Origin of the sequence: Bacillus sp. M6-12, from assembly GCF_002860285.1 — a bacterium.
In the GTDB taxonomy this organism is placed as follows: domain Bacteria; phylum Bacillota; class Bacilli; order Bacillales; family DSM-1321; genus Peribacillus.
Map to the genome: position 1 here is coordinate 1 of NZ_PGVF01000025.1, position 16,203 is coordinate 16,203.

At 42.3% G+C, this 16,203-nt stretch carries 16 protein-coding genes and 1 pseudogene; 8 read left to right on the forward strand and 9 right to left on the reverse strand.

Annotation, left to right across the window (positions count from 1 at the left end):
• Positions 1–1,432 (reverse strand): annotated as a pseudogene (locus CVD28_RS27590) (hypothetical protein); the annotation flags it as partial.
• A 206-nt stretch (positions 1,433–1,638) separates the two neighbouring features.
• Positions 1,639–3,429 carry an oligoendopeptidase F gene (gene pepF, locus CVD28_RS22240; protein WP_101596786.1) on the reverse strand — a complete coding sequence of 597 codons (1,791 nt, stop codon included), beginning with the start codon at positions 3,427–3,429 and terminating at the stop codon, positions 1,639–1,641.
• Between the two features lie 321 nt (positions 3,430–3,750).
• Here pepF and CVD28_RS22250 point away from each other — a divergent pair, with 321 nt between their 5' ends.
• A complete protein-coding gene (locus CVD28_RS22250; protein ID WP_101596790.1) occupies positions 3,751–4,521 on the forward strand; it encodes an MBL fold metallo-hydrolase in 771 nt (256 codons plus the stop codon).
• A gap of 158 nt (positions 4,522–4,679) precedes the next feature.
• Here CVD28_RS22250 and CVD28_RS28300 read toward each other — a convergent pair whose 3' ends face one another.
• Both CVD28_RS28300 and fabI read right to left on the reverse strand, forming a co-directional pair.
• Positions 4,680–4,832, reverse strand: a complete 153-nt coding sequence (locus CVD28_RS28300) for a hypothetical protein (RefSeq protein WP_180954275.1) — start codon at positions 4,830–4,832, stop codon at positions 4,680–4,682.
• A 134-nt stretch (positions 4,833–4,966) separates the two neighbouring features.
• A complete protein-coding gene (gene fabI, locus CVD28_RS22255; RefSeq protein WP_101596792.1) occupies positions 4,967–5,740 on the reverse strand; it encodes an enoyl-ACP reductase FabI in 774 nt (257 codons plus the stop codon).
• Between the two features lie 339 nt (positions 5,741–6,079).
• Here fabI and CVD28_RS22260 point away from each other — a divergent pair, with 339 nt between their 5' ends.
• Positions 6,080–6,622 (forward strand): GNAT family N-acetyltransferase, encoded by a 543-nt coding sequence (locus CVD28_RS22260; protein WP_101596795.1) that lies wholly within the window; start codon positions 6,080–6,082, stop codon positions 6,620–6,622.
• A 386-nt stretch (positions 6,623–7,008) separates the two neighbouring features.
• Here the strand turns inward: CVD28_RS22260 and mgtE are convergent, their stop codons facing one another.
• The gene (gene mgtE, locus CVD28_RS22270; protein WP_101596799.1) at positions 7,009–8,382 is read right to left on the reverse strand and encodes a magnesium transporter; all 1,374 of its coding nucleotides are present in this window, start codon (positions 8,380–8,382) and stop codon (positions 7,009–7,011) included.
• A 281-nt stretch (positions 8,383–8,663) separates the two neighbouring features.
• Between mgtE and prpE the strand changes: the two genes are divergently transcribed.
• Positions 8,664–9,410, forward strand: coding sequence for a bis(5'-nucleosyl)-tetraphosphatase PrpE (gene prpE, locus CVD28_RS22275; RefSeq protein WP_101596801.1), 747 nt, complete (start codon positions 8,664–8,666; stop codon positions 9,408–9,410).
• A 303-nt stretch (positions 9,411–9,713) separates the two neighbouring features.
• Here prpE and CVD28_RS22280 read toward each other — a convergent pair whose 3' ends face one another.
• The 4 genes from CVD28_RS22280 to CVD28_RS22295 form a co-directional block, all read right to left on the reverse strand.
• Positions 9,714–10,622: an RluA family pseudouridine synthase gene (locus CVD28_RS22280; RefSeq protein ID WP_101596947.1), complete on the reverse strand. Its 909-nt coding sequence runs from the start codon at positions 10,620–10,622 to the stop codon at positions 9,714–9,716.
• A 16-nt stretch (positions 10,623–10,638) separates the two neighbouring features.
• Positions 10,639–11,436 (reverse strand): NAD kinase, encoded by a 798-nt coding sequence (locus tag CVD28_RS22285; RefSeq protein ID WP_101596804.1) that lies wholly within the window; start codon positions 11,434–11,436, stop codon positions 10,639–10,641.
• Positions 11,437–11,460: 24 nt separating this feature from the next.
• Positions 11,461–12,090, reverse strand: a complete 630-nt coding sequence (locus CVD28_RS22290) for a GTP pyrophosphokinase (protein ID WP_101596807.1) — start codon at positions 12,088–12,090, stop codon at positions 11,461–11,463.
• A 236-nt stretch (positions 12,091–12,326) separates the two neighbouring features.
• Positions 12,327–12,710 (reverse strand): hypothetical protein, encoded by a 384-nt coding sequence (locus CVD28_RS22295; RefSeq protein ID WP_101596809.1) that lies wholly within the window; start codon positions 12,708–12,710, stop codon positions 12,327–12,329.
• Positions 12,711–12,815: 105 nt separating this feature from the next.
• Between CVD28_RS22295 and CVD28_RS22300 the strand changes: the two genes are divergently transcribed.
• From CVD28_RS22300 to CVD28_RS28305, 5 genes are all read left to right on the forward strand, one after another.
• Complete coding sequence (locus CVD28_RS22300; protein ID WP_101596811.1) at positions 12,816–13,397, forward strand: CYTH domain-containing protein; 582 nt, start codon at positions 12,816–12,818, stop codon at positions 13,395–13,397.
• 93 nt (positions 13,398–13,490) lie between these two features.
• Complete coding sequence (locus CVD28_RS22305; RefSeq protein ID WP_257985954.1) at positions 13,491–14,147, forward strand: lytic transglycosylase domain-containing protein; 657 nt, start codon at positions 13,491–13,493, stop codon at positions 14,145–14,147.
• Positions 14,148–14,381: 234 nt separating this feature from the next.
• On the forward strand, positions 14,382–14,786 hold the full coding sequence (locus tag CVD28_RS22310; protein ID WP_101596814.1) for a globin domain-containing protein: 405 nt from the start codon (positions 14,382–14,384) through the stop codon (positions 14,784–14,786).
• Positions 14,783–15,670 carry a ClpXP adapter SpxH family protein gene (locus CVD28_RS22315; RefSeq protein WP_101596819.1) on the forward strand — a complete coding sequence of 296 codons (888 nt, stop codon included), beginning with the start codon at positions 14,783–14,785 and terminating at the stop codon, positions 15,668–15,670. Before CVD28_RS22310 ends, CVD28_RS22315 begins: the two co-directional genes overlap by 4 nt.
• A 319-nt stretch (positions 15,671–15,989) precedes the next feature.
• Entirely contained in the window at positions 15,990–16,163 is a 174-nt protein-coding gene (locus CVD28_RS28305; protein WP_180954276.1) for a hypothetical protein, read from the forward strand.
• Positions 16,164–16,203: the final 40 nt, after the last annotated feature.

The following is a 16,203-nucleotide window of genomic DNA, read 5'->3' on the forward strand; positions in this document are numbered from 1 at the left end:
CCACTCTTAGCCGCGCTTCTTTTTCCGCCCTTTCCTCCGCTTCTGCCACCTCTCTTAGCCACGCTTCTTCTTCCGCCCTCGCCCGTGTTTCAGCCACCTCTCTAAGCAGCGTTTCTTCTTCCGCTCTCGCCCTTGCTTCTGCTTCCGCTCTTAAGCGAGCTTCTTCTTCGGCTTTCGCCCTTGCTTCTGCTTCCGCTCTTAGCCGAGCTTCTTTTTCTGCCCTTTCCTCTGCTTCCACTCTTAACCGCGCTTCTTCCGCAGCCCACGCTTCTACTTCCGCTTTAATAAGTGCTTCCTCTTCTGCCCGCGCTCTTGCTTCTTCTTCTACTCTTATTCGCGCTTCCTTTTCCGTCCTCGCCCATACTTCTGCTTCCGCTCTTAGGCGTGCTTCTTCTTCGGCTCTTTTTTGCGCTTCTTCTGCCCTCGCTCTTGCTTCTTCTTCCACTCTTATTCGTGCTTCCTTTTCCGTCCTCGCCCATACTTCTGCTTCCGCTCTTAGGCGCGCTTCTTCTTCGGCTCTTTTTCGCGCTTCTTCTGCCCTGGCTCGTGCTGCTTCCTCTCTTTTTCGCGCTTCTTCTGCCCTCGCTCGTGCTGCTTCCTCTCTTATTCGCGCTTCTTCTTCTGCCTTGGCTCGCGCTTCTGCTTCCGCTTTAATTTTGGCTTCTTCTGCCTTGGCTCGTGCTTCTGCTTCCGCTTTAATTTTGGCTTCTTCTGCCTTGGCTCGTGCTTCTTCTTCCGCTTTAATTTTGGCTTCTTCTGCCTTGGCTCGTGCTTCTTCTTCCGCCCTGATTCGGGCTTCTTCTGCTGCCTTGGCTCGTGCTTCTTCTTCCGCCCTCGCCCTTGCTTCTCCTTTCTCCTTTAATTGCACCTCTTCCAAGGCCCGGGCTTGGGCTTCCGCTTTTTTTTTCTGTTCACCATCTTCTGCCTTTCCCTGGGCTTCTCTTTCCGCTTTTATGCGAGCCTCCTCTTCTGCCCTGGCACGAGCTTTCTGTTCTGCCTTGGCACGCGCTTCTTCTTCTGCTTTGACTCGCGCTTCCTTTGCTGCCTTTGCCCGAATTTCCCTCGCTGTCCTCGCACGCGCTTCCTCTTCTGCCTTGTCTCGTGCCTCCTTAACAGCCTTCGCCAGCGCTTCTGCCTTCGACCGTGCTTCCTCTTCTGCCTTGGTCCGCGCTTCTTCTTCTGCCTTCGCCCGTGTTTCTTCCTCGGCCTTCACCCGGTCCTCTTCTTCTGCCTTCGCCAGCGCTTCTGCCTTCGCCAGTTGTTCTTCCTCAGCCTTGGCCTGTGCTTCTGCCTCCGCATTTACTCCAGCTTTTTTATTATTTTTTCTTTCTGTTCTGTATTCGTTCTGCATTGGCCGCTCAGGGTTAGTCAATTTAGGCTGGATAATATACATAAACGGTTTTTGATCCTGAGATCCCTTCTCGGTGCTCATACCAAATCCCTCCTGGTGTATTCTCAGAATATAATTTCAATGGTTCTATTCACTATCCATATGAAAGCAGCGGCGCGAATATGACTTCCACAAAATGCACGGCCCTTTAAATAAAAAGAAAACTGCGCTGGGCGCTGTAGCGTTAAGGTTAAGCAGTTATACATTCCTAAAAAAAACGAGAGGCGCATTTGCCTCTCGTTCCGTTGCTACATTAACTTGTTTAATTCCACCACTAGCCCTTCAAACACTTTTAGCGCGTTATTGATTGGCTCTCCTGTTTCCAGATTGACCCCTGTTTTTCGCAATAGCTCGAGCGGGTAATCTGATCCGCCGCTCTTCAGGAAATCCAAATAATTTTCAAGTGTTTGATGATCACCGTTCAGCAGTCGATCGGCTATATCAATGGCTGACGCAAAGCCTGTAGCATATTTGTATACGTAAAAAGGCCGATAGAAGTGCGGAATTCGAGACCAGCCATACTTAACCTCATCTTCAAATACTAAAGATTCACCATTATATTGCCTGAACAGGGATTCATATATTTTATTGAATTCCTCTGCATTTAGAGGCTGCCCCGCTTCCGCCTTTTCATGGGTTATTTTTTCAAACTCAGCAAACATTACCTGGGTAAAAAAAGTTCCACGGAATTGGTCGATAAAATGATTAAGCAGATATGCCTTCATTTTGGGGTCTTCGGTATGATTCAGCAAATAACGGATCAGTAAAACTTCATTTACAGTGGATGCGACCTCTGCAACAAAAATAGAATAACGCGCCGAAATATAAGGCTGATTCTTATTGCTGTAATAGCTATGTGCTGCGTGGCCCAGCTCGTGAACAAGCGTAAACAGACTGTCCAGATCATCCTGATGATTTAGCAGAACATAGGGATGAACACCATAAACCCCTATATTGTAAGCTCCGGATCTTTTTCCTTTTGTTTCACGGACATCAATTACCCCGCTATTTTTGAATTCCTTTAAGAGAGAGATGTATTCATCACCAAGCGGCTGCAAGGCGGATAGCATTGTATCGTAGGCATCGTCATAGGAAATCTCTTTCTTTTGGCCTGGTATAAGCGGCACACTCATATCATAAGGACGAAGCTCTTCTATTCCCAGGCGCTGTTTTCTGATTTTCAGGTAACTGTCCAGGCCATCAAGGTGCTCCTTAGCAGAAGAAAGTAAGTTCTCATAAACAGATACAGGGACGTTGTCTCCAAACAATCCCCTTTCCAGGGCAGAGGGATATCCTCTAAGCCTCGAAGTGGTTACATTATTTTTGATCGAGGCAGAAAGTGTTGAGGCAATCGTATTTTTCAGCTGCAAATACGGCTTATTATAAGCTTTATAGGCTTCTTTACGCTTTTCCCGGTTTTCATCCTCAATCAGCTTCGAATACATACCCCTTGTCAGCTGGACTTTGTTTCCATCATCATCGGTTACTTCACCAAATTCGATATCAGCATTATTTATCATACCGAATGTATTTCTCGGCGCGGATAATGCCTCACCTAAATGAGAGAGGATTTCCTCCTGTTCTTTTGACAGAACATGCTTCTTATACCTATAAGATTCAAAAAGGTCTTCTTCAAAATATTTCAACCCATCTTCTTCAGTGATATATCCCTTCAATTTCTCTTCATCCATTGCTAACAAAAAAGGCATAAAAAAGGACATGGCTGTTCCCAGTTTCGTGCCTAATTGCTGTGATCTTTGGAGCAATGCCTGGGAACTGGAGACCCGGGTATCCTCATCATTAAGCAGCATCGCATAAATCTGCAGATGGCTATATTTTTGGCTGATCTCTTCTGTAAGCGTTAAATAACTTAACAGTGATTTTGCATCAATGATGTTCCCCTCAAATTTCCTGACTTCTTCCACTTTCTCCGATACTTCTTTATAATCCTGTTCCCAAGCTTCCAAATTGGGATAAATATCTTCCAAATTCCACTTCTCTGAAGCTTTAATGTCTTCCCTTGTCTTTGATTGAGACATTTATGAAAAACTCCTTTGCTCTGAGATTTTATGCATCTTTTCCTATTATACCTAACATCTTTCGAAAGCTCTTATGTTACTATTTTTTTATAAAAAGCCTGTAAATAAAAAACAATTATTGACTTTATTAATAAAAAATGTTATAATTAAGTTTTATTTGACATTAACTGAAATTTTAATTATCCTAAATGTAGAATTTCATCACAAAGACCCTGCAACCGGGAAACTCATTCCAAACACAAAAGCAGTTCGGCAAACCGGTACCGGATTTTTTTGAATGAACTGATGTTTTCCCATTATCAAGCTAAGTGGGGGTAAATAATGAAAATAGCTAACGGAATTAATATGCTGCAAATAGAAGCGAATGTGCTGGGAGGAGTAGATGTAATTCACCCGGTGCTGATATTTGATGAAGAAACGGTGATACTTATAGACACCGGATATCCAGGGCTTGCTGACCGGATTTACGCTGCAATTGAATTGGCCGGCGTTCCGGCAGATAGGCTCAATAAAATTATTATTACCCATCAGGACCTTGACCATATTGGAAGCCTGCCAGCGCTTTCTGAAAAAGCGGCCGGATCAATTGAAGTCTTAGCAAGCACCTTTGAAAAGCCCTATATAGAAGGTGAAGAGAGACTTCTGAAATTAACACCAGAGGCTATTGCCCAAATTGAGTCTATACTCCCTGCTAATGTTCCGGAGGAATGGAAAAGAGCATTCAAAGCAGTACTTGAAAACCCGCCGTCATCAAAGGTGCACCGCATCATCGAAGATGGGGAAGAACTTCCTTTTTGCGGCAGGCTTAATGTAATCAGCACTCCCGGTCATACCCCAGGGCATATCAGCCTTTATCATAAACAAAGCAAAACCCTCATTGCGGCTGATGCATTGACTATCGTTTCCGGACAATTACAGGGACCAGATCGGAAACAAACGCTTGATATGGATACAGCTATAAAATCGCTGTACAAACTCGCTCAATATGATATTGAACACATCATCTGCTATCACGGCGGGCTTTACTCCGGAGAGGCATCCAAACGGATTGCCGAACTTGCTGACGAACTTTCGGCTGCAGACGTAATATAGCTGCGCGTAAACCATGACATTCTTAAATTATCCAGCAGTGATGCCTTTTACCCGGATTTAAAAATACCCTGCCTCCAGGGTATTTTTTATTATCATTTTTTTGTAACTACATCAGTTAAATATGCAAATGGCATGCTATATATCACAAAAATACATTGTTAACTGGCGCTATTTTTATTTTTCAGCTCTTCCAGAATGCTGATTATCCGTTTATTTTGTTCTACTGAATATCGGAATTTACTTTTATTCTTCGAATCCAGCGCAATATAAACGCTGCCAATAAAAACGGGAAAAGAGTACCACACCAGCAAAGAAATCCCCCAGAGGCAAGCTCCCCCTCTTTCTTCATTTACTAATTTGCCATTACAGAATATTTGTGACTAGCGCCCGTAATTATAAAAATAAAAACGCCGGGAAACTGAATTCCCAGGCGTTTCTGATTATTCTATCCCATTACATGATATCCAGAATCAACATGGATATTCTCTCCTGTTATTCCGCGTGCAAGGTCGCTGAACAAGAATAGAGCTGCATCACCGACTTCTTCAGGCGTTGTCGTCCTGCGGAGAGGAGCTCTTTCTTCAATCTGCTTCAAGATGGAGTTAAAGTCGCTTACTCCTTTTGCTGACAGCGTTCGGATTGGTCCAGCGGAAATGGAATTTACCCGGATTCCAAGTTTGCCAAGATCGCTCGCCAAGTATTTTACGCTGGCATCAAGTGAAGCCTTGGCCACACCCATGACATTATAGTTAGGAAGCACACGCTCTCCTCCAAGGTAGGTTAGCGTAACTATGCTGCTCCCTTCAGCCAGGATTTCTTTAGCAGCTTTTGCTACAGCAGTCAAAGAGTACGAACTGATATTATGGGCCAGCAAAAAGCCATCCCGTGTAGTATTCATATAGTCGCCTTCCAGCTCATCTTTATTGGCGAAAGCGATGCAATGGGCGATCCCATGTATTACACCTGCAGTCTCCTTTATCGCCGCAAAGCACTTTTCGATATCTTCATCATTCGTTACATCACACGGCAATACAGGTGATGATGCGCCTTCCAATGATTCCGCGAGTTCACGTACACTTTTTTCCAGACGTTCTCCGGCATATGTAAAAATTAAATTTGCACCCGCATTGTGGAGGGAACGAGCAATTCCCCAAGCAATACTGCGTTTATTGGCCACACCCATTACAACATATGTTTTTCCTTCTAAAGAAAGAGTCATTAGTTTGATGCCCTCCTGATTAACACAAGTTATTAGTACCTAGTACTAAATCCATTATAAACAAAAAGCAGGTATTAAAAAAGATAATTTTCAAATTCATGTTATTTTGCTCTTGGATTTCGTTAAAATTCAGCAGCGAGTAAAAGGAAATTTCATTCTATAAACAAGCATTTTATATAAAGACAAGACTCTGTTAAATGACTATTGATTTCCGCTTCTTGCGTTCACTAATCAGCATAGTGGCAAAATCAGCTATGTTTACTATAGCCTTAATAAAAATCCTATCAATCCGAATATATAATGGTATACTATTCCAAAAACGTAAAGCGGGGAATCAGGATGGTTTTTCCTAAACTAGAAACAAAACGGCTCCATCTGACTGAAATAACAGATAACCATGCAAGGGCGCTCTATAATATTTTCTCCCTTAATGAAGTAACAAAATTCTATGGATTGGATAATTTTAAAACTATTGATGATTCATGGCAAATTATAGATTCATTTAAAAATAATTTCCTTGCCAAACGAGGAATACGCTGGGGAATCGTACACAAGGAGTCCGGCGAGTTTATCGGAACAGTCGGCTTAAATAATTGGAGCTCACCAAACAAACGGGCAGAGGTCGGTTATGAACTGCATCCAGATTATTGGAGGAGCGGGTATACCACAGAAGCAGTCATAAAGGTTCTAAACTATGCTTTTCATGATATTGGGCTTAAGCGGATTGGCGCTGTCGTCTATCCGGAAAATATTTCATCCTCCAATCTCCTTAAGAAAATCGGATTTCAGCAGGAAGGGCTTTTAAGAGATTATATCTTCCAGGGTGGCCGTTCTCATGACGTTAACGTATATTCACTTTTGATGGGCGAATTTAAAGAGTAGTTTAACAAAACATCAAAACTTAAAGTGCGACGATAATTATGTGATTTAAATCGAAGATCAATAATATAGACAAAGTTTTTTCCTTGAAGCGATAGATTAATTCCGTGAAAAAAGCATCTCTTTGTCCGTGTAATCATTTTTCGAACAAAATATCTGGCTTGAAGGATACCTTCCGCGGAAACCGGTCAAATTCTTGAGTAAAATTACTTACACGCGCAACCGTACCATAATTTCCATGAAAATAAGTTTTATTCCATGAAAACGCATAATTCACGGAATACTTTTCCAGGATCCCTACTAGGCCAGTTTTATTAAGACTTACAGCAGCTGTATTTTTCCACAGGAAAGGCTGGCTCAAAAAAGTGAGCCAGCCTTTCTGTTTTACCTTAATGAAGGTAACTCATAAACATAGTTGCCATGCCAAAATAAATCAAGATGCTGATAATGTCATTAATAGTGGTAATAAATGGTCCGGATGCAACAGCAGGATCGATATTCATTTTATGCATGATTAGCGGTACTAAGGAGCCTGCGAGTGTTGCAACGATCAAGGTTGCAAGGATTGATAATCCGACAAGGAAACCAAGGAATAAATCTCCCTGCCAGAAGTAGACGATCAAGGTGATCAGTACGCCGCAGGTTGCTCCGGTGATTAGTCCGGTTCCCGCTTCCCGGATAATCAGCTTCCACTTGCTTTCATCCTCAAGGTCACCCGTAGCGATTCCGCGTACAGCCACGGCAAGCGCCTGAGTGCCAGTATTTCCAGCCATCCCGGCAATAAGCGGGATAAAAATGGCCAAAATCGCCTTTTGGTTAAGGGTTTCTTCAAACCGGCCGATTAAGCTGGCTGTCATCATGCCAAGAAAAAGGAGGATAACAAGCCATGGCAAACGCTTTTTTGCGGCAGCGAATGGTCCTTTATCTACTCTGTCCATATCGGAAACACCGGCCAGTTTTGAGTAGTCGTCCGAAGCTTCTTCTTCCATTACATCAATGATATCATCGACTGTAATAATTCCGAGAAGATGGTTTTGGAAATTCACAACCGGAACGGCGAGGAAATTGTAATCCCTCATTACCCGGGCCACTTCCTCCTGATCTTCGCTGACAGAAACTGAAACAACACGGTCGAACATAATATCCAGGATCATTGTATCATCATCTGAGACAATTAGATCTCTCAAGGATATTACCCCGACAAGCCTTTTCTCCTCATCTACTACATAAAGGTAGTAAATCGTTTCGGCCTCGGGAGCTTCCTTTTTCAAGATATACATAGCCGATCTGACTGTCTGATTGGCTTCAATGGCGATAAACTCAGTGGTCATGATACTTCCGGCAGTATATTCTTCATAATGGAGCAGCTCTTTAATTTCCTGGGCAGCTTCATTATCCATAATCGTCAAATAGCTTACAGCCTGATCTTTATCAAGTTCATTTAATACGTCAACCGCATCATCCGTATACATTTCAGACAGCATATCAGCAGCATATGCTGGTGCCATTTCAGACAAAATATCTTCATATTCTTCTTCTTCGTTTTCAATATTTTCAAAAAGGGCGGCCATCTCTTCCGGAGACAGAAAATTGTATAAATTAGCTCTTATATCCTTGTCCAACATTGTAAAAAACTGTGCCTGGTCATATGGATGCATATCTAAAAATTCTTTTCGGAACAGCTCAATATCTTCATTTTCAAGCGATTTGATTAATAGCTCTGAATTGAAATTTTCTTTCTCATTTTCTTTTTGTTCTGTCATCAGATGACCCTCCCTTCAGCTCAATGCTGGTTGCCTTTTTAATAATCCCACCCATCATTATGCTTTAAACAGGCACATATGACAAGACAGGCAAGTTTTCCAATTATTATAATTCAAAGAATAAAAAAAGAGATACTATCATTCGTACCCGTAAAATTAAGTACATATGCCAAAGTTGCGTTAAGGGGTTCGATGCTGTTTCTTTTTCACCAGTTTGGTAGTGGTAAAATGTTAACCAACTGTTCATAATAGGATGGAAAGCTGCAAGGGAGGAAGCCAAGATGAAATTGGATATTATCGGTGATATCCACGGCTGTTATCAGGAATTCTTTGATTTGACTATTAGACTGGATTATTCATGGGAATCAGGTATACCCCTCCATCCGGAAGGAAGGCGGCTTGCCTTTGTCGGTGATTTAACCGATCGGGGGCCTGAATCACTCAAAGTAGCAGACATTGTTTATCAACTGGCTGTGGAGCATAATAAAGCGTTCTATGTGCCTGGAAACCATTGCGACAAACTATACCGCTTTTTTCTGGGCAGAAATGTGCAAAAAACACACGGCCTTGAAACAACTGTTGCCGAATATGAAAGCCTGTCAGCCCGTGAACAGAAAAAAGTGAATAAAAAGTTCAGGGAACTATATGAATCAGCCCCCCTTTATCATGCTCTTGATGAGGGCAAACTCGTTATTGCCCATGCGGGGATTCGAGCAGACTTAATCGGAAAAACAACATCAAAAGTAAAAACCTTCGTGCTCTACGGTGATATTACAGGAGCAACCAACCCTGATGGAACCCCGGTACGGAGGGATTGGGCCCTTGCATATAAAGGGAATACCTTGGTCGTTTATGGACATACACCTGTTAAGGAGCCCCGCAAAATAAATAACACCTATAATATCGATACAGGCTGTGTTTTTGGAGGCAAGCTTACAGCACTGCGCTACCCAGAGATTGAAACCGTGGATGTTCCCTCATCAATGCCATTCGTGCCAGAGAAATTCCGTTCCTTCGATGAAAAATAACAATATGTTTATACCAGGATATTCCGCTACTTTCCATTCGTTAAAACAATCGCCCCCTCCTCCTGAAAAAAATAGTGGAAAAGGGGCGAGCTGCGGCAATAGAAACCAATAATAATTTTAAAACATTTGGAAGTTGTATCGTTCAGCTTCATTTTCACCTCCTTATCCTGTTAACATGTGAGTTATCTGCTTGTTCTTATTTCCATGAATGGCAGGAGTATAAACTCATGATTGTTTTCTGCGAATAAAAAGGCTAAACTGCTGTTGAATATTCTCAACGGGCAGTTCAGCCTTTTTTGTTTTTTAAGCTTTGAATAACAGATTGCACATGTCTTGCGGGATCGGTTCAGTTAAAGTAATGACCTCTCCGGTTATGGGGTGTGTAAAGGAAAGCTGGCTGCAATGTAAAGCCTGCCTTATTATTTGTTCGTTACTGCCGCCATATAAATCATCGCCGCAAAGCGGATGGCCGGCATATGCCATATGAACCCGAATCTGATGGGTTCTCCCGGTCCGCAGCTGAAGCCTGATATGTGTCCGGGATTCCAGGCGCGAAATTACAAAGAATTCCGTGCTGGCAAATTGGCCATCTTCCCGGACTTCGCGTTCGATTATACTGGTTTGTTTTCTTCCAATTGGCGCCTCAATAACACCACTATCTGCTTCCACTATGCCGTGTACAATCGCTTCATACCGGCGCTGTACCTTTCCTTTTTTCTGCTGCTCACTAAGAAGATGGTGAACATGCCTATGCTTGGCTATCAGCAGCAGTCCTGATGTGTCCCGGTCGAGCCGTGTGACTATATGCACGGTGGCAGAGATCCCTTTTTCCAGATAATATCCGGCCAGTGCGTTGGCAAGGCTTCCGTATGGATGCTCCCGTGAGGGGATCGTGTTCATAAAGGGCGGTTTAACCGCTGCAATTACGTAATCATCTTCATATTTAATAGTAAGCGGAATGGATTGCGGCAGAAGTCCTTCACTCGTTTGTTCAGGCGGGAATGTTAACTTAATTCTGTCACCTGCATGAACTGGATACCGCACGGTCACCTCTGCCTCATTTACTTCAATCCGGCCGCCCTTGAATTTGATGTCTGTCAAGGCACTCCTCGAAATGCTATTTTCCTGAAGAAAACCGCGCAGCAATTTTCCTTCATCCTTTGTCCCGGCTGTCCATTCAAGCTGAAATGTGTGCTGGCGATTGTTCCCCATGTAGTTTTCAGTCCCTTTAATTACTGGATATAAATGAATCATGGACACGTTTCCAAAAAGGGAACGGTCTGAAGCGGGCAAAGCGGATTTTTTCATCGGCTACCCTGTATTGAATCGATTTGACATCCTTGTGAAGGAGAGTCAGATGGTCAACGGTTATCTGGAAATCAACGTTATTGACCGGTTTAAGCATACACGTATGATGAGCCGGCAGTATGAGTGGAGATCCGACAGTCCTAAAAACCCGATTATTGATAGAAGCCATCTCAGCCAGCTGAAGAGCATCAATAGCAGGGTGAATGATTGCTCCGCCCAGAGCCTTATTATAGGCAGTGCTTCCTGATGGCGTTGACATGCAAAGGCCATCACCGCGAAATGTTTCAAAATGCTGGCCGCGGATTTCCACGTCCATTACAAGAGTTCCTTCAACGCTTTTAACGGTCGATTCATTCAAACCCAAATAACGTGTTTCCCGGCCTCCGTGCTGATAGCGGACGATACTTTCAAGAAGGGGATATTCGACAATTTGAAAAGGGGTTTTAGCCAGGGCGATGACTAATTTTTCAATTTCATCGGGTGTCCAGTCTGCATAAAAGCCCAAATGGCCAGTATGAACGCCTACAAATGCCGTCTTGTCCAGACGGTTTTTATAGCGGTGGAAGGCATAGAGCAGTGTCCCGTCACCTCCAACAGAGACAACAATATCAGGCTGATCCTCATCATATTCAAGGTTAAAATCCAATAAGTACGTTCGCATCTTATGCATCAGGGAATTTGATTTTGAATCTCCCTTTGAAGTGATTGCAAATTTCATTTCGTCCCTCCTTCTATCTGTACTTCACATATCCATAGTGTCCTTTTTAGTTGTAAAAATCCGCTGTGCTTCTTGGATTTCATGGCGTATTAGGGACATTTCCTCATCAAGGTGAAAGGCTGCTTCAGCTGCACGCATTAGGCGAAGCCGGATGTCTTCAGGGAACTGGCCTTTATACTTATAATTTAAAGAGTGTTCAACCGTCGCCCAAAAATTCATCGCAAGCGTGCGAATTTGGATTTCCGCCAAAATCTTTTTTTCCCCATGTATCGTCTGGACCGGATAGCGGATGACAACATGGTAGGAACGATAACCGCTCGCCTTTTTGTGAGAAATATAATTCCGCTCCTCCACTATCTCTAGATCGTTTCTATTGCGAAGGAGTTCTACTACCCTGCGAATATCATCAACAAATTGGCACATCATACGCAATCCCGCAATATCCTGCATCTCTGAATCCAATTTATCAAGCGGTATATTTTTTTGCGCCGCCTTATCAAGAATGCTGACCACCGGTTTCACCCTGCCAGTCACAAATTCTATCGGAGAATGGATGTGATCACGCTCGAATTGTGTTCTCATCCCTTTCAGCTTCACCTTCAACTCTTCAACCGCTTGCTTATAAGGAGCTAAAAAATCATCCCAATGTACCATTAGTAACCTGTCACCTGCCCAAACAAAGCTTAACTGACAACAAGAGGCACACTAGCAATAAGCTGGCCTCTTCCCGAACAACTTATAAACTTTGTGTAGTATTAAAATATTTTTCTATCAAAATGCTTTCTTCCCTGTCTATTTTGCGAGCTGTACAGAGGCTGCAAAAAGACATTGGCAACCTCTATTTGTAATTCTGATTTATGGAAATGGATTACGTTCTTATTATCGGAATTTTAAACTTGACTCTCCGCCAAAAAAATCTCTTCTACCCTGTTTACTAATTCTTCACCATAGTTCCCGTTTCCTTTTATATTCTCTATAAGTTCTGACATTTCTCTGTGTAAGTCCGTAAGTTCGAGCTCCGTACCGCCGGAAACTGCCACAACCCTCCTGTTTTCTTTCAAAGCTTTCTTAAGTTCAGGCCAGATTGCTTCCGGCAATGAAATATATGTATAATCTTCATCAGCTTCTGTGATATAAATAAATGACAAATGGTCGGAATCTACCAATACCTGACTCTTCGCTTGCAATACCGATAGATCGGTTACAAAGCCTGTTATTAGAGCAAGCTCACTGCCTCTCCATTCTGCTTTGGCAATCGTAACTTTTTGCTTCATTCAAACAACCTCCTGTTTTAACGATTTTATTTTAACATAACTCCGGCCTCATGCATAAGTTTGGAGAGGCCTGGAAAATACTTTTCGCTGAAAGGATGAGCAGGAATGTATCAGGAAATAGAAATAGAATTTAAAAATATGCTTACTAAAGAAGAATTCGAGCATGTTTTGGCTTTTTTTAAGATCAACAAAGAAAGCTTTGCCTTACAGGAAAATCATTATTTTGACACCAGAAGCTTTGAGTTGAAGGATAAAGAATCCGCCTTGCGGATCCGCAGCAAAAATGGGCAATACGTGCTTACCTTAAAACAGCCCGCACAGGAAGGACTGCTTGAAACTAATCAGCCCCTCACGGCAGAAATAGCATTAAGTTTGCTTGAAGGTGCACCAATTCCAGATGGTTATATAAAGGAACTCATAATTCAAATGGATCTGCTTCCTGAAAGACTAGAATACTTTGGAATGCTTGCTACGAACAGAGCGGAACTCCGATATCAAGGCGGTTTGCTCGTTATGGATCACAGTACATATCTAGGGAAAGAGGATTTTGAATTGGAATACGAAGCGGACAGCGTTCAGAAAGGCAAAGCAATTTTTGAAGATTTGTTGAAATCACTTGAAATTCCCCAACGAAAAACCGAAAATAAGGTTAGGCGTTTCTACCAGCAAAAGTATTCCGGGAACTGATTCCTGAATTAATGTTACATGCCTTTATATTTACAAAAAATTGACTGCTGTTTATTATACATGGCTTACTAAAAACCTTGAGGTGGATAAAAGTTGAAAATACAGGATTTTAAATTGCTGTTCGAGCTTCAGGCAATGCAGGGGCTTACCGGTTCGAAACCTTCCGGGGCAGCAAGCGAACAAAATTCCTTTCAGTCTATGCTGAATGAGGTAATGAACGATGAGAAAGTGGAACAGCTGGCCTCAACACTCGGGAGCGTTATGGATGGACTTACAGACATGAATCTCCTTGCCAGCGAAGAGCCAAAGAAACTTGCCCCTCTAAGCATGATTCCTTCCATGCCGCCAGCTTCCCTATCTTTTACAAAAGGCGGGGAAGGTCTCGAATCCTTGATTGAGCAAGCGGCAGAGATTTATAAGCTTCCTGCAAAATTAATTAAATCGGTAATTAAACAGGAATCCAATTTCAATCCGAACGCATCCAGCAGTGCCGGCGCATCAGGACTGATGCAGCTTATGCCTTCAACCGCAAGGGGGCTTGGCGTAAAAAACATCTTTGACCCGCTCGAGAACATTATGGGCGGAAGCAAATATCTTCGCCAAATGCTGGACAAGTATGAGGGGAATATGGAGCTTGCTCTTGCAGCTTATAATGCTGGTCCCGGAAATGTAGATAAATATGGAGGCATCCCTCCATTTAAAGAAACACAAAAATACGTACAAAAAGTAATGAATTACTTTCATAACTGATATTGCATAAACAGTCCAAGCAGGATTTCCTATAAGCTTTAGTTTCTTCTGTTAAAACTGAAGCTAATAAGGAACACCCTGCTTTTTATTTTTCTATCCCCCTGCCCCTTCTCATTTTTTTGCTGCTGCGAGGGAATCATATTTTATTAATCACCCGAAAAAGGCTAGATGTTTGAGATATTGCCCGCCCATTGATAAAATAATATTACAATCTAACTTAAAGGAGTAATCAGCATGACAATAGGTAACCCTACACCTTATGAAGCAATCGGAAAAGAAAGATTATATATTTTAATCGACCTATTCTACTCCAAAGTTAGCAAACATCCTGACCTGATTGAAATTTTTCCGGATGATTTAACTGAAACTGCCAGGAAACAAAAACAATTTATGACCCAATATTTAGGCGGTCCATCACTATACACAAACGAACACGGGCATCCGATGCTGCGTGCCAGGCATGTTCCTTTTGAAATTACACCGACCCGGGCTGAGGCATGGCTTTCCTGCATGAGGGAGGCAATGGATGAGATTGGCCTGGAGGGAGAAATTCGTGAATTCTTTTACCATCGCCTAGTTTTAACGGCCCAGCATATGATCAACTCTCCGGACGCCAGCGGGAAAGGAGCAGAGTTTTGAGCTATCAAAAACCGGTTTTCAATGTTTCCGATTGGATTCAATCACAACATTGCTACGGGATAGGAACAAAGCCAATAGAAATATATATCTTTATTGATCCTTTATGCCCCGAATGCTGGGCAATGGAGCCGATATTAAAAAAACTTCAAATCGAATATGGCCGCTTCTTCAGCATAAAACATGTCCTTAGCGGGAAACTGGCTTCTTTAAATCTGCGGAACTCTAAGAGTTATGAAAGTATTGCGCAGGTTTGGGAAAAAACGGCCAGCCGTTCAGGGATGTCATGTGACGGAAATCTATGGCTGGAGAAACCGATTTCTGCCCCTTACAGTGCTTCCATCGCCATAAAGGCAGCGGAACTGCAAGGAAGAAAATTGGCTATCAGATTTTTGAGGAAGCTTCAGGAACTTTTATTTCTTGAAAAAGAAGATATTTCTGATATGGACGTATTGAAGGAATGTGCAAAAATTGCGGGGCTCGATGTCGATGAATTTCTGATTGACATTAATTCAGCCAGCGCTGCAAAAGGGTTTCAATGTGATCTTAAAATCACATCAGAAATGGAAGTAAATGAAATTCCGACACTAGTATTTTTTAGCCAGTTTATTGAAGAAGAAGGAATCAAAGTGTCTGGTATGTATCCATATGAGGTTTATGTCCAAATTCTAAGGGAGATGTTAAACGAAACTCCCGAACCGGCTGCGCCCCCCTCTCTGGAAACGTTTATGTCTAATTTCAAGCTTGTTGCAACAAAGGAAATTTCAGTTGTTTATAACATGAACAAAGAAGAAGTCGAGCGTGAAATGAAAAAGCTTGTATTGAAACAAATTGTAGAGAGAATACCTGCAAAGTTCGGGACTTTCTGGAAGTATATAACAAATTAGAAATTCTGCTCACTTTACAACTTTAAAGTGAGCTTTTTTATTTGGGAATTGGAATGTGACATAATAAGTGAAACCCCCTTGCCAACATTGATGCAAGGGGGTTTCATATTATAAATACGAACAAAGGGGATGGGAGAAATCTTTCACGATATCAAACAAAGGGGTATATGTTTGGTTTGTGATTAACTTCACATCCATAATATATCAAATACAAAGGCACTCATCAATAAGTTTGTGTGTTCTTTCACAATATTGTTAAATTCAGTGAATAAAGTCGGGCCCTATACATACTTTGTATAAAACGGGTTCGGAGGTACTCATGAAAAAGGTCAACATGGCTTTGATTATTGCAATGTTATTTGGTGCACTATTTATTCAGCTTCTCGGTTTAATGGAATTAATACCGCTGTATATAAGCTCTCCCATCCTATTTGCCACCCTGTTTGTCATTGTGGTTTTATTTAATGGCCGGAATCGTTTTAAAGGTTTTTAAAAAAGGGTCAGTTCCAGGTATATCAAGTACCCTGGACTGG

Excerpts from the sequence above, each read along its gene's own strand:
- fabI (WP_101596792.1), bottom strand. The coding sequence starts at position 5,740 with ATGACTCTTTCTTTAGAAGGAAAAACATATGTTGTAATGGGTGTGGCC.
- CVD28_RS22295 (WP_101596809.1), bottom strand. The coding sequence starts at position 12,710 with ATGAAGCAAAAAGTTACGATTGCCAAAGCAGAATGGAGAGGCAGTGAG.
- prpE (WP_101596801.1), top strand. The coding sequence starts at position 8,664 with ATGAAATTGGATATTATCGGTGATATCCACGGCTGTTATCAGGAATTC.
- mgtE (WP_101596799.1), bottom strand. The coding sequence starts at position 8,382 with ATGACAGAACAAAAAGAAAATGAGAAAGAAAATTTCAATTCAGAGCTA.
- CVD28_RS22285 (WP_101596804.1), bottom strand. The coding sequence starts at position 11,436 with ATGAAATTTGCAATCACTTCAAAGGGAGATTCAAAATCAAATTCCCTG.
- pepF (WP_101596786.1), bottom strand. The coding sequence starts at position 3,429 with ATGTCTCAATCAAAGACAAGGGAAGACATTAAAGCTTCAGAGAAGTGG.
- CVD28_RS22280 (WP_101596947.1), bottom strand. The coding sequence starts at position 10,622 with ATGGGGAACAATCGCCAGCACACATTTCAGCTTGAATGGACAGCCGGG.
- CVD28_RS22260 (WP_101596795.1), top strand. The coding sequence starts at position 6,080 with ATGGTTTTTCCTAAACTAGAAACAAAACGGCTCCATCTGACTGAAATA.
- CVD28_RS22310 (WP_101596814.1), top strand. The coding sequence starts at position 14,382 with ATGACAATAGGTAACCCTACACCTTATGAAGCAATCGGAAAAGAAAGA.
- CVD28_RS28305 (WP_180954276.1), top strand. The coding sequence starts at position 15,990 with ATGAAAAAGGTCAACATGGCTTTGATTATTGCAATGTTATTTGGTGCA.
- CVD28_RS22290 (WP_101596807.1), bottom strand. The coding sequence starts at position 12,090 with ATGGTACATTGGGATGATTTTTTAGCTCCTTATAAGCAAGCGGTTGAA.
- CVD28_RS22250 (WP_101596790.1), top strand. The coding sequence starts at position 3,751 with ATGAAAATAGCTAACGGAATTAATATGCTGCAAATAGAAGCGAATGTG.
- CVD28_RS22300 (WP_101596811.1), top strand. The coding sequence starts at position 12,816 with ATGTATCAGGAAATAGAAATAGAATTTAAAAATATGCTTACTAAAGAA.